This is a genomic window from Rhodoferax sp. P1_F3, assembly GCF_056405715.1.
This window is the reverse complement of sequence record NZ_JBFUBO010000004.1, coordinates 37973-50880: the sequence shown is the minus strand read 5'-3', so window position 1 is coordinate 50880 and position 12908 is coordinate 37973. Positions and strand designations below refer to the sequence as shown.

Below are 12908 nucleotides of genomic sequence, written 5' to 3'. Positions count from 1 at the left end.
AGGTGTCAGGGCGCCCACTTCAGGCCCACATAGAGGGTGCGGCCGGCAGTGGCATAGGTGTCAGCGAGTTGGTATTTGGTATCCGTCGCATTGTCCATCCTCACCAGTACCGACCACTCGCGCGACATCGGCCGCTGGGCCGACAGGTTCAGCAGCACGTAACCCGGCAGCACGGTGGCATTGGCCGCATCGTCAAAGCGCATAGACGACAGCTGCAACTCCGCACCGAGCGACCAGCTTTGCACATGGGTATCCAAGCCCACCACCGCATGGTGGGTGGCGCGGCGGGGCAACAATTTTCCAGTCACGCTGTCCCGCGGGTCCTGCAAGTCCAGAGAACCCCATAGCCGCCCCCACTCCAGCGCACGCTGCGCACTGAAGCCCACGCCTTGGTATTGGGCCTGGGCCGTGTTGGCGTAGCAACCGGTGGCCGGCACAGGGCAGCCCGCTGCCGGCGCGCCCGATAGAAAACTCAGCAGGTTCGTCAGCGTGTTGCGGTACACCACGACCCCAAAGGCATTGGCGCCCTCGGTGTAGTGCAGGCCCAGCTCCACATTGCGGCCGGACTCAGGCACCAGGGTAGACACACCGTATTTGCTGAAGCGCTGGTACAGCGTCGGCACCCGGAACGAGCTGGCCGTGCTGGCCGACGCGCGCCACTGCGGCGTGACAGCGTAGGCATAGGCGGCGGACGTCGTGGTCTGGCCGCCAAACTCGCTGTCGTTGTCATTGCGGGCGCTGAACTGCAAGGTGTGCACCTCGCCCGACCAGGCATAGCCCACGCCGGCCCCCGCCTGGGATTTGCCACGGTCGATGCGTGGCGCGCCCGAGAGCTGAAAGGCATCGTTACGCTGTTCCAGCGTGGCGCTGAAGGCCTGCGGGCCCAGGCGGTATTCGTTGAACCATAGCGCGCTGTCGATCTGCGTGCGGTTGTTGGTATCTGCGGGCAGGTCACGCCCCTGGTCCAGGCCCTGGCTCAGGCTCAGCTTGGTGGCGTAGCGCTCGGTCCACTGCGAGCTCCATTGCAGGCTTTGCGTGGAGTTGCTATTGATGCTGCGGTAGTCCTTGGTCAGACCGCCGTCGTACTGCGCATCCATGCGGCTTTGCAATACCGTCAACTCCAGGCGCTGGTCCGGGCTGAATTGCAGGCCCAGGCGCACGTTGCCGCTGTTGCTCAAGTAGCCATCCGCATCGGGGTTCTGGGTGCTGACGGTGCGGATGTTGAATCCGTCGCTGATCGCACCGGAGATGCCGAAGGAGTAGTCCACCACACCCGAGCCGCCGCTGGCCGAAAAGTCCAGCGTTTGCGTGTTGTTGCTGCCGTAGCCCAGCCCAATCGAAGGCACAAAGCCGCCCTCGCCTTTTTTGGTAAAGATCTGGATCACCCCGGCGACCGCGTCCGAGCCATAGACCGCGCTGGTGGGGCCGCGCACGATTTCGATGTGGTCAATTTGCGAAAGCGGGATGGTGTTCCAGTTGGCACCGCCGCTGACGTTTTGCGAGTCCAGTCGCACGCCATCGACCAGCACCGCGGTGTGCTTGCTTTCCCCGCCGCGTACAAACACCGAGGTGGCGTTGCCAATCCCGCCAGTGCGGGCAATTTCGAGCCCCGGCACACGGGCCAGCACGTCGGCCAGGCCGACCGGGCCGGCACGCTCCAGCGTTGCACGGTCAATGATGGTGACATCCGCCACCACATCACCTACCGGCCGTGCCATGCGCGTTGCGGTCACCACCACTTCTTTGAGAGGCACGGCCGACTCCAGCTGCGCTTGCGCAGCAGTGCCAGCCCACAGGGCGAGCAGGAGCGCCGAACATCGCACTCCAGAAATACACCATGTCATGAAACAAGAACCCGAACTGGAACCCTCCCCGGCTTCCCCGCCAGGGCATGGGCGTCACGGAGACGCGCCAGGCGCACCTCCACCGTGTTGGCCGGTATCCGGGCTGGTGGATGCAACCTCCATCGCCTTCCCAAGCGTGTGTTCAATACGCTCAGTGGCCGTGATGGAAGCGGAGTACAAGGACTCGTCCACTTACCGTTGCGGGGGCAGCGCAGGTTAGGCTTGCTGTTACCAGCGACGCCCTCCTGCTTCCCGTTGAACTGCGGCGTGTGAACCACACCGCGAGCACCAACCCGCGCATTTTACGCTGCCCCAGCTTTCGCTCACCCTACAATGCGGCTTCTATGTCGAACCAGACCCCCATCGACCAAATTGCCGAGCGCGTGGAACGCCTGCTGGTGCGCTACGAGGAGCTACGGCGCACCAACGCCCTGCTGGCAGCCCAGGTGGAAACGCTGACCACTGAGCGGGATGCTCTGAAGTCCCGCCTGGGCGCCGCGCGTGCCCGCGTGGATGCCCTGCTGGAACGGCTGCCCGACACCCTGGCCACGCAAAAAGACGCGACATGAAACAGCTAGAAGTTCAAATCATGGGGCAGAGCTACCTGCTGGGCTGCCCGGAAGGTGGCGATGCCCGCCTGCTGGAAGCCGTGGAACGTGTAGACACCGCGATGTGCAAAATTCGCGACGCAGGCAAGGTGCGCGCACGGGACCGCATTGCCGTGCTGGCCGCGCTGAACCTGGCCTTTGACCTGTCGGAACGCCCTGCAGCTGCGGCGGTTGCCGCAGCTGCCACATCACCCAGCCCTGCGGCCACTTCGGCCGACCATGCGGGTGACGGCCAACTGCTGCTCAGCTCCCTGCTGGAACGCCTGGACGCCGCACTCGGCGAAGACGGCCGTTTGCTCTAAACCGGGCCGCCAAGGCCTACAATTGCAACTGTCTGCGGTGCTGCCGGGCTTTATATTTCCTGAACCAATGCTCATTGAGCCCGGGCTTGGAACATTGCCTTGCTAGCGTGATCATCTCGCGTCAGATGAACCCAAAGCCGGTGCTGACCTCGCCCACCTAAACTTCGGTTTAGGGTGACGGTCTGGTGGATCACACCGCAGACACCTTATTCATCCCGCTCAAAAGCCCAGGGCGCCCAGCTTGGGCGGCGGCGTCAGCTGTGCAGCCAAGGCTTCAAATTCAGCCACAGGCAAGCCCGGTGAGCACAAAAACCCTTGGAACGATGCGCACTGCAGTGCACTCAGGTACTCGCGCTGCGCCTCGGTCTCCACCCCTTCCGCCACCACCGAAAGCTTGAGCGCCCGTGCCATGGCCACTGTGGCGCCCACAATGGCGCGGTCACTCTCGTCTTCGGGCAGGCCCATGACGAAGGTGCGGTCGATCTTGAGCTTGGAAATAGGGAATTTCTTCAGGTAGGCCAAGCTGGAATAGCCGGTGCCAAAGTCGTCAATCGCCAGACTCACGCCCAGCCCGGCCAGTGCATGCAGGCGGGTCAGCGCCTCGTTGGCGTCTTGCACCAGGATGGATTCGGTCAGCTCCAACTCCAGCAGCGCAGGGTTCAGTTCCGCATCGGCAATGCAGCCTGCCACACGCTCCACAAAATCGGGCTGCTGGAACTGCAGGGCCGACACGTTGACCGACACCACCAGCGGCCGGCCCGCGCGCTGCCATTTCGCGGCTTGGCGCACGGCCTCCTGCATGACCCAGCTGCCAATGGCGATGATGAACCCGGACTCTTCGGCCAGCGGAATGAAGGTACCGGGCGAGACATTGCCGAGCTCCGGGTCGGTCCAGCGCACCAGGGCTTCAGCGCCCAGCAGACGGCCATCATCCAGCGCCACCTGGGGCTGGTAGTGCAGGCGGTACAGGCCCGACTCCATGGCGCGGCGCATGGCATGGTCCAGCTTCATGCGTGACAGCAGGTCCACATTCATTTGCGGCTGGTAGAAGCGGAAGTTGCCGCGGCCGCGCTCTTTCACGCGGTACATGGCCGTGTCGGCACACTTAATCAGGTCGTCCAGCGAGCGGCCATCGGCCGGGTACATGGCAATGCCAATACTGCAGCCCAGCGAGAAGTTCATCTCGTCCACCAAAAACGGCTGGGCCATCGCGTCCAGAATGCGGCGTGCGGCCACCTCGGCGCCCAGCGCATCGGCATCCTGCAAAAACGCTACGAACTCGTCACCCCCCATGCGACTCAGCGTGTCCACATCGCGCATGCAGCGCAGGATGCGCTCGGCCACCTCGATCAGCACACGGTCGCCAAACGCATGACCCAGCGAATCGTTGATGTTCTTAAAGCGGTCCAGATCAATGAACATCACGGCAAAGGTGCCGCCGCCGCGCTCGGCCAAGCGCAGCGAAAAATCCACACGCTGGGCCAGCAACAGGCGATTCGGCAGGCCCGTCAGCACGTCGCGGTAGGCCAGTTTTTCGATACGGCGCTGTGCTTCCAGGCGCTCCGTCATGTCCTTGAAATGCCCAACGGTGTTGACGATGGCGCCCTGCGCATCCGTCAGTGCCACCCACGACACTTCCACGGCGACCGAGGCATCGCCCACCGTGCGCCAGACCTCACCGGTCCACATGCCGTGGGCCAGCAGCGCCATGTTGATATCTGCAAACAGCTCGGGACGCTCGGGGTCATGGAACAGCAGTTGGGCAGACGTGCCCAGCAAATACCCCGTGTAGGCTCCGGTTAACTGAAGGCAGCGCGGGTTGGCCTGCACCACGGCAAACGCCGCGTCGGTGATGAACACCGCATCGGGGCTGGACTCGAACACCTTGGCCGCCAGGCGCAGCTGCCCTTCAGCAGCCACGCGGGCGGAAATATCGCGAAACGAGTACACCTGCCCTTGCACCTGGTGGTGGCTAGTCTGCGGCACGCTGACGCGCTCCAGCGTCTTGCCATCGGTCAGGCGCAGCACGTCCGCCCGCCCGGTGCCGCCATTGACCGGCAAGGGCTGCACAACGCCAGTGTCCTGAAGCATCTGCGCCATGTGGCTGTCCAGGGCTTGTGGGTCGGCCGTCTCCTGCAGTGCCACAGGCAGGCGCCAAAGTTCAGCAAAGCGGCGGTTGTAGTTGCGCACCTGGCCTTGCAGGTCGGTCACCAGAATGCCGTCGCCGGTGGACTCCAGCGTGGCGCGCAACTCGGCCAGGCGCCGTTCCAGTTCGTCTTCGGCATGCTTTTGGGGGCGCATGTCGCGCAGGCCCACCACGTACACCGGCTCATCGTCCTGCAGCCACACACGGCTGACCTTGCGCTCTACGGGAATAGCGTCGCCATCGGCACCGCGCAGCAGCGTGTTGGAATGGATGTTGTGGGCCACGCCGGCGGCCACGTCTTCCCAGAAAAACATGTCTTCGGGGGTGGCGGTCAGGTCAATGGCTGGCAGCCCCACGAGAGAAGCGACAGGCAGGCCCACCAACGAAGCCGCAGTCTGGTTGACTGCCAGAATGCGCAGGCTCTTGGGGTCGACCAACCAGACCGCTTCGAGCATGCCCTCCAACAAGCTTGCCCAAGCGTGGACTGTCATGCAGTCGGTTCCGGTGATTCGGGGTCCGTCGCCTGTTCAAAGAAATAGCAGATGCGCTGCCGCGGTGCCAGGTAGTCCTGCGCCGACGCGGGCAAAGCCGAGGGCTTGAGGCTGCGGCGGATGCCCAGGTGGGGCGCGTGCTCCAGGTCCAGGATCAGCGCCTCTTGCTTGGGCACGCTGGGGTCGTGCACGATAACGCGTGGCTTCAGCGGCCGCGCCGAGTTGACCGACACCACGATGGCATAGCGATCATCAATCAGCTGCACCACCGAACCCGGCGGGTACACGCCCATCATGCGGATAAAAGCGCTCAGCGCAGCAGCATCAAACCGGGTTTTCAGCTGCGCAAAAATCAGGGACAGCGCTTCGTGTGGCGTGAGCGCGGCACCCGGGCGGCTGGGGTTGCAAAGGTTGTCGTAGCGGTTGACCAATGCCAGGATGCGCCCGGCCACGGACATGGCATCGCCCTTGATGCGGGCCGGAAAACCACTGCCGTCCACCAGCTCGTGGTGCTGCACCATGGCGTTTTGGGCACCTGGGCTCAGCTCCATGGCCTTGGCCAGCAAGGCGCCCTGGGCCACGTGCTCCTGGTACATACGGTACTCGACGGACGAGAAGTTCTCTTCCACCCAACGCACGCGGTCCGGCACTTTGACCTTGCCAATGTCATGCAAAAACGCGGCCAGGCCCAAGTCCAGCATGTCACTGTGCGGCAGGCCCATGGCCTTGCCCAGCAGCAAGCAGACAATGGTCACGTTGACTGGGTGCATGGACGATTTGTCGCCCGCGGCCTCGGACAGCAGGCGGATCGACGCCTCCCCGTCTTCGAGCAGCTCGGTGACATAGGAATTGACCATGGCGTGGCACTGCTCGGCCATCACTTTGGGCTGGGTCTGCACCTGGTCCAGCGCCTTGCGGTATAGGCGCACGGATTCGCCAAACCGGCGCTCGCACACCACCAGGCTGCGCTCTTGGGCCGAGACGGCAAGGGCACGCAAGCGGCGTTGCTCCTTGTCACGCAATGCCGCTTGCAAGCGCTCTTCGGTAGCCGCCGACAGGGCGGCAGCCGCGGCGGTGGGGGTTCCATTGAAGCCAGCGAGTGCTTCAGGATCGCTCTTAGAAGGCACATAGCGCACGCGCACTTGCCCCAGTTCCCGGATGGTGTCGATTTGCTTTTGTGAAGAAATCTTGAAGCTACCCGTGGGAAACGGATGCGACATCCAGCCCACGTCCAGCTCGACATACAAGCCGACGCGCAGCAGTTTGGTATCTACCCAAACGGACTCTTCTGTGTTCATATTGTGTTGGTTGCTATCGCCTTGGGCCCGTCAGCCCCACGTTGGTGACAGGCCGGATCCGCACTGCGGACCCACTTTCTTGACAGCGGTCAAGCTGACTCGAGCATACCCCACGCCAGGAGGGAGAACCGTCACAGGGGAATGCGGTTTTGGCATATCCACCACAGTGAAACACATCCACGCTAGAGATAGGCACCTAAGCCGCCATCAGGATGCAAAAGAGCCCGCTTCTGCGGGCTCTTTTGCATCGCCGGCACAGGGCCGGCAACAACGGGCATCAGCCCATGTGCAGACCACCATTGACCGAGAAGTCGGCACCAGTGGCATAACCACCTTCTTCCGATGCCAGCCAGGCAATGATGGAGGCGATCTCGGAGGGTTCACCCAAGCGCTTGACGGGCACGGTGGCCACAATCTTGGCCAACACATCTTCTCGGATGGCCTTGACCATGTCGGTGCCGATGTAGCCGGGGCTGACGGTGTTCACCGTCACGCCTTTGGTGGCCAGCTCTTGGGCCAGGGCCATGGAGAAACCGTGCATGCCGGCTTTGGCCGCCGAGTAGTTGGTTTGACCGGCCTGGCCTTTTTCACCATTCACCGACGAGATATTGATGATGCGGCCCCAGCCTTTTTCAACCATGTCGGCCACCACTTGCTTGGTGACGTTGAACATGGAGTTGAGGTTGGTTTCGATCACCGAATCCCAGTCTTCGCGCGTCATCTTCAGGAACATGCGGTCCTTGGTGATACCGGCGTTGTTCACCAGTACGTCAATCGTGCCGTGTTCGGCCTTGGTCTTGCTGAACGCTTCGACGGTGGACTCCCACGCGCCCACATTGCCCACCGAAGCGTAGAAGGTGTAGCCCAGCGCCTTTTGCTCATCCAGCCACTTGGTGAAATCGCGCGTGGGGCCGCAGCCGGCGATAACCTTGAAGCCTTCTTTGTGCAGGCGCTGGCAGATGGCGGTTCCGATGCCGCCCATGCCGCCGGTGACGTACGCTACTTTTTGTGTCATTTTTGTGTCCTCTTTTTAAATTCAACTGCTATAAAAACAAGAGCTGCCAGCGCATATTCCATGCCAGCTAGCAGCCTAAAACCTATTTAACGCTCGACCGCCAGGGCGACGCCCATGCCGCCACCAATGCACAGCGAGGCCACGCCCTTCTTGGCGCCGCTGCGCTGCATTTCGTGCAGCAGCGTCACCAGGATGCGGGCACCGGACGCGCCGATGGGGTGACCGATGGCGATGGCGCCACCGTTCACGTTCACCTTGGCAGGGTCGATGTCCAGCAGCTTGTTGACGGCGCAGGCCTGCGCGGCAAACGCTTCGTTCAGTTCAAACAGGTCCACGTCCTGCGCCTTCCAACCGGCGCGGGCCAAGGCACGCTGGGTGGCGGACACGGGGCCCAGGCCCATGAGGGCGGGGTCCAGACCGGTGGTGCCAAAGCTGACGATGCGGGCCAAGGGTGTCAGGCCCAGAGCCGCGGCCTTCTTGGCCGTCATGACCACCACGCCGGCAGCACCGTCGTTGATGCCAGAGGCATTGCCCGCGGTCACGCTGCCTGCCTTGTCAAACGCAGGACGCAGGCCAGCCAAGGCCTCGGCATTGGTTTTCTTGTTGATGAACTCATCCGCATCGAACACGATGGGGTCGCCCTTGCGCTGGGGGATGGAGACCGGAACAATTTCGGTCTTGAACTTGCCAGCCTCTTGTGCCGCGGCGGCCTTTTGCTGGCTGCCCAGCGCCAGCGCATCCTGCTGTTCGCGGGTGATGCCATTGGCCTTGGCCACGTTCTCAGCGGTGATGCCCATGTGGTACTGGTTGTACACGTCCCACAGGCCGTCGGTGATCATGGTGTCGACCATCTTCCAGTCGCCCATGCGCTGGCCGTCGCGGCTGCCCAGCAGCACGTGGGGCGAAGCGCTCATGTTTTCCTGGCCACCGGCAATCACAATCTCGCTGTCGCCCCAAGCCACGGACTGGGCTGCCAGCATCACGGCCTTGAGACCGGAGCCGCACACGGCGTTGATGGTCAGCGCGGGGGTTTCCTTGGCGAGGCCGGACTTGATGCCGGCCTGGCGCGCGGGGTTCTGGCCCACACCGGCAGCCAGCACCTGGCCCAGGATCACTTCGCCCACGGCGTCCACGGGCAGGCCGCTGCGCTCCAGCAGGCTCTTGATGACGATGCTGCCCAACTCGGTGGCGGGAGTTTTGGCGAGAGAGCCACCAAATTTGCCTACGGCGGTGCGAGCTGCAGCAACGATAACGATGTCTTCCATAAGGTGTCTCCTTTATTTAATCAACCAGAAATTCTCAAGCCTTGGCTTGAACGTAGCGCCCGGGAGCTGCCTCGATGGCTTTGTACTTGCCTTTGCCATAGGTTTTGGGCGCAGCAATTTGCTTGCCAGCATGGCCCTTGAGCCACTGGGACCAGTCGGTCCACCAGCTGCCGGCATGCTCGGTTGCACCCTCCAGCCACTGCGCATGCGTCTTGGGCAATTTGCCGTCGGCACGTATCCAGTGGCTGCGTTTGTTCTTGGACGGCGGGTTGATCACGCCGGCAATGTGGCCCGACGCACCCTGCACAAAACGCTTCTTGCCGGGCAACACCTGGGTGGAGGCATAGGCCCCGCCAATCGGCACGATGTGGTCTTCGCGCGAGCCGTAGATGTAGACCGGAATATCCAACTGGCGCAGGTCCAGCTTCTCGCCACAGACGGTGAGCTTGCCAGGCTTGACCAGGTTGTTTTCCAGGTAGGTGTTGCGCAGGTACCAGGCATACCAGGGGCCCGGCAGGTTGGTGCTGTCGCTGTTCCAGTACAGCAGGTCAAACGGCGGTGGGGTTTCGCCTTTCAGGTAGTTGCCCACCACGTAATTCCACACCAGGTCGTTGGGGCGCAAAAAGCTGAAAGTACTGGCCAAGTCCTGGCCCTTCATCAGGCCGCCCTTGCCGAATTCGCCTTCGCGGTATTTGACGAAAGCCTCGTCAATGAACACGTCCAGAATGCCGGTGTCCGAAAAATCGAGGAAGGTGGTGAGGAAGGTGGCGCTATCCACAGGCTTTTCGCCCCGCGCAGCCAGCACGCCCAGCGCGGTGCCCAGCATGGTGCCGCCCACGCAAAAGCCCAGCGCGTTGATGGTGGGCGAGCCGCTGATGTCTTTGGCCACGCCAATGGCGCGGATCACCGCATGCTCGATGTAGTCGTCCCAGGTCTTGTTGGCCAGCGTAGTGTCGGGGTTGCGCCAGCTCACCACAAAGGTGCGATGGCCCTGATCCACCGCGTAGCGGATCAGCGAGTTCTCGGGCTGCAGGTCCAGGATGTAGAACTTGTTGATGCACGGGGGCACCAGCAAAAATGGCTTCTCATACACCTTGGCAGTCAGCGGCTTGTATTCAATGAGCTGGAACAGCTCGTTCTCAAACACCACCGCGCCTTCGGTGGTGGCCACGTTCTTGCCGACCTCGAACAGGCTTTCGTCCGTCATGGACACATGGCCCTGCTGGATGTCGTGCACCAGGTTCTTCATGCCTTTGGCAATGCTCTCGCCCTTGGTCTCGATGGCTTTTTTCTGCGCCTCGGCATTGAAGGCCAAAAAGTTGCTGGGCGCGGCGGCGGCCATCCACTGCTCTATCGCAAAGCGGATGCGGCTCTTGGTCTTGGCATCAGCGTCCACGGCCTCGGCTAAGCCCATGAGCGTGCGGGCGTTCAGCAGGTAGACCGCCGCGGCGTAGGCGGCCACGGGGTTGTCACCCCAGGCGGGCGCGGCAAAGCGGCGGTCGGTGTTGGCGGGGGCCTGGGTGGGGTGGGCCAGCCCCTGGCTGAACAAGCCCATGGCATCTTGCAGGTACTGCTGTTGCAGTTCCTGCAGTTTTTCGGGGGCAAAGTGGATTTCGGGTGCTTTCTCGGCCATGGCGGGAAAGCCCGCGCCAGCGGATCCCAGGTCCATGCCCTGGAAGGATTCCAGCGCCTTGGACCAGCTCTGGGTAAATGCCTGCTGAAATTGTTGCGTTGCCTGGGCCAAAAAGTCGGAATTGGGTTGGGTCACGCCGTCACCTCGGGTTTTAGTGTCTCTAGTCTAACGCCCAAGTATGGCAGTCCTGCGGCTGCGTTATCCTGACATAACGCAAATTGAAACTCTATGTACATCGTTCCCATCGCCTGGCTCTATGTCGCCCTCATGATGAGCGTGGCCGAAGCCACCAATACCACCGGCACCGTGCTGGGCGCCATCGTCACCTTCATCCTCTACGGCCTGCTGCCTACGACGCTGATGGTGTATTTCATGGGCACGCCCGCGCGCAATCGCAAGCGCCGGACCCGGGAGATGGCCGAACGCGAGGCGGCTATCGCCGCCCACGCAGCGGCGGCAGCCGCAGCAGCGTCAGCCCAGCCAGACGCAGGCAGCGAAACGCCCGCTAACGCGGTCGCGCCGGTGCGAAAAGAAGCGTGAGGGATTGCTGACGGTGCACCAGGGCTGGCTGCCGTCGTTGCCATAGACCGCTTTCACACCCGCTACCTGCAGCCGCTGGCGCGCCAGGGCCGACAGGTTGGCCAGCCATTTACCCCCGCCCAAGGCCTGGAAATATTCGGACGCCTGGGCATGCGTATCCACAAACGCCTGACGCACCTCATCGCCCACCTCAAACGCCGTGGGACCGATGCACGGCCCCAGCCATGCTATGGTTTCAGGAGCTGCTGGCGCATATTCCACGGGGGCTAGAGCACTTTTTTGTGCATAAACTGCAGCCCGCGTGCTCTCTACCACGCCCACACCGCCCTGCCCGGCCAAACCCCGCCAGCCCGCGTGGGCTGCTGCCACCCAACTTCCGCTGGCGTCACACAGCAAGATGGGCAGGCAGTCCGCCACCATGATGGTGCAGGCTATGCCGGGTTGCATGGTCAGGCAGGCGTCGGCGTGGGTTCCATCGGTGGTATGGGTTGCCAACACTTGCACCTGCGTGCCATGCACCTGTTCCAGAAACACCGGCCGCACGCCCAGCGCGCGCTGCAGCACGGTGCGGTTGGCCAGCACATCCGCCAGGTCGTCACCCACGTGCGTGCCCAGGTTCAGCTGGTCATAGGGCGGGCGGGACTGCCCGCCACTGCGCGTGGTGCACAACGCCTTCACCCCGGCAGGCGCAGGCCAGTCAGGCACCAGCCAATCGGCTGGCAGGTTCATGGCGTGAAGTCCGGGCAACGGCTGGGCTGGGCTGCGTCAAACGCGGGCAGCGCCATGCAGGCGTCAAACGCGGCCATGGTCTTGGGCAGGCCGCTCAGGTCGGTGTCAAAGCGGCGGGCGTTGAAGATTTGTGGCACCAGCAGGCAGTCGGCCAGCGTGGGCGCATCGCCATAGCAAAAGGCCGTGGGGCGCAGGCCCTGGGCGTCCAGTGCGTCCAGTTGGCGCTCAAACGCCAGCAGGCCCTGGCGCACCCAGTGGCGGTACCAGGTGGTTTTTTCGTCCTCGTCGCACTGCAGGGTGCCCGTCAGGTACTTGAGCACGCGCAGGTTGTTGAGTGGGTGGATCTCGCAGGCAATGGTCTGGGCCAGCGCACGCACGTGGGCGCGGCCCAGCGCGCTGGCGGGCAGCAGCGGTGGCTTGGGGCGGGTTTCTTCCAAATAGTCGATGATGGCCATGGACTGGCTGAGCGTGTGGCCATCCACCTCCAGCACCGGCACTAGCGCGTCGGGCGAGCGGGCGCGGTGCGCATCCTGCAGCTGCTCGCCGCGCACCAGGTGCACGGGGATGTAGTCAAACGGCAGGCCCTTGAGGTTGAGCGCGATGCGCACCCGGAACGAGGCGGACGATCGGCAGTAGTTGTACAGCTTCATGCCCGTGAGGATAAACCCGAAGCCGTTACCATTGGAGACCCTCACCCTGACATTTCCCCGCCTGGAGCCCCCATGATTCTGGAACTTGCCGATATCCGCATCCACCCCGGCCAAAACGCCGCCTTTGACGAAGCCATTGCCCGCGGCCTGCGCGACGTCATCTCCAAGGCCAAGGGTTTCCAGGGCTACAAAGTGAACAAGGGTATCGAGAGCCCCGAACGCTACATCCTGCAAATCTTCTGGAGCACGCTGGAAGACCACACCATCGGCTTCCGCGAAGGCGAGCTGTTTCCCCAGTGGCGCGCTATCGTGGGCCCTTTCTTTGCCACACCGCCCGTGGTGGAGCACTTTGACCTGGTGGTGAAGTCGGTTTAAGAGGACACGCGC

12 protein-coding genes and 1 riboswitch are annotated in these 12908 nt (G+C 63.0%); of the genes, 4 read left to right on the top strand and 8 right to left on the bottom strand.

Annotated elements, in window-relative coordinates; translation table 11 throughout:
* Positions 1–5: 5 nt before the first annotated feature.
* The gene (locus AC1DZ5_RS07990; protein ID WP_477887823.1) at positions 6–1754 is read right to left on the bottom strand and encodes a TonB-dependent receptor domain-containing protein; all 1749 of its coding nucleotides are present in this window, start codon (positions 1752–1754) and stop codon (positions 6–8) included.
* A 162-nt stretch (positions 1755–1916) separates the two neighbouring features.
* A riboswitch (cobalamin riboswitch) is annotated at positions 1917–2151 on the bottom strand.
* A 37-nt stretch (positions 2152–2188) separates the two neighbouring features.
* On the opposite strand from AC1DZ5_RS07990, the gene AC1DZ5_RS07985 reads away from it, so the two are divergent.
* Positions 2189–2413 (top strand): DUF904 domain-containing protein, encoded by a 225-nt coding sequence (locus tag AC1DZ5_RS07985; protein WP_477887821.1) that lies wholly within the window; start codon positions 2189–2191, stop codon positions 2411–2413.
* A complete protein-coding gene (locus tag AC1DZ5_RS07980; RefSeq protein ID WP_310339409.1) occupies positions 2410–2754 on the top strand; it encodes a cell division protein ZapA in 345 nt (114 codons plus the stop codon). Before AC1DZ5_RS07985 ends, AC1DZ5_RS07980 begins: the two co-directional genes overlap by 4 nt.
* Before the next feature lie 219 nt (positions 2755–2973).
* On the opposite strand, the gene AC1DZ5_RS07975 is transcribed toward AC1DZ5_RS07980, so the two are convergent.
* The 5 genes from AC1DZ5_RS07975 to phaC all read right to left on the bottom strand — a co-directional run bounded on the left by AC1DZ5_RS07975 (position 2974) and on the right by phaC (position 10737).
* A complete protein-coding gene (locus tag AC1DZ5_RS07975; protein WP_477887818.1) occupies positions 2974–5391 on the bottom strand; it encodes a putative bifunctional diguanylate cyclase/phosphodiesterase in 2418 nt (805 codons plus the stop codon).
* Positions 5388–6689, bottom strand: coding sequence for an HD-GYP domain-containing protein (locus AC1DZ5_RS07970; RefSeq protein ID WP_477887816.1), 1302 nt, complete (start codon positions 6687–6689; stop codon positions 5388–5390). The genes AC1DZ5_RS07975 and AC1DZ5_RS07970 overlap by 4 nt, the downstream gene beginning before the upstream one ends.
* 277 nt (positions 6690–6966) lie before the next feature.
* Positions 6967–7704: an acetoacetyl-CoA reductase gene (phbB, locus tag AC1DZ5_RS07965; RefSeq protein WP_477887814.1), complete on the bottom strand. Its 738-nt coding sequence runs from the start codon at positions 7702–7704 to the stop codon at positions 6967–6969.
* Between the two features lie 86 nt (positions 7705–7790).
* Positions 7791–8969 carry an acetyl-CoA C-acetyltransferase gene (locus tag AC1DZ5_RS07960; protein ID WP_477887812.1) on the bottom strand — a complete coding sequence of 393 codons (1179 nt, stop codon included), beginning with the start codon at positions 8967–8969 and terminating at the stop codon, positions 7791–7793.
* 34 nt (positions 8970–9003) lie between these two features.
* Complete coding sequence (gene phaC / locus AC1DZ5_RS07955) at positions 9004–10737, bottom strand: class I poly(R)-hydroxyalkanoic acid synthase (protein WP_477887810.1); 1734 nt, start codon at positions 10735–10737, stop codon at positions 9004–9006.
* A gap of 93 nt (positions 10738–10830) precedes the next feature.
* Here phaC and AC1DZ5_RS07950 point away from each other — a divergent pair, with 93 nt between their 5' ends.
* On the top strand, positions 10831–11142 hold the full coding sequence (locus AC1DZ5_RS07950) for a hypothetical protein (RefSeq protein ID WP_477887808.1): 312 nt from the start codon (positions 10831–10833) through the stop codon (positions 11140–11142).
* Here the strand turns inward: AC1DZ5_RS07950 and pgeF are convergent.
* Positions 11074–11871: a peptidoglycan editing factor PgeF gene (gene pgeF / locus AC1DZ5_RS07945; RefSeq protein WP_477887806.1), complete on the bottom strand. Its 798-nt coding sequence runs from the start codon at positions 11869–11871 to the stop codon at positions 11074–11076. The two genes, AC1DZ5_RS07950 and pgeF, sit on opposite strands and share 69 nt — an antisense overlap.
* Entirely contained in the window at positions 11868–12521 is a 654-nt protein-coding gene (gene maiA, locus AC1DZ5_RS07940) for a maleylacetoacetate isomerase (RefSeq protein ID WP_477887804.1), read from the bottom strand. Before maiA ends, pgeF begins: the two co-directional genes overlap by 4 nt.
* A 72-nt stretch (positions 12522–12593) precedes the next feature.
* Here maiA and AC1DZ5_RS07935 point away from each other — a divergent pair, with 72 nt between their 5' ends.
* Positions 12594–12896, top strand: a complete 303-nt coding sequence (locus AC1DZ5_RS07935; RefSeq protein WP_477887802.1) for an antibiotic biosynthesis monooxygenase family protein — start codon at positions 12594–12596, stop codon at positions 12894–12896.
* The last annotated feature ends 12 nt before the right edge of the window (positions 12897–12908 follow it).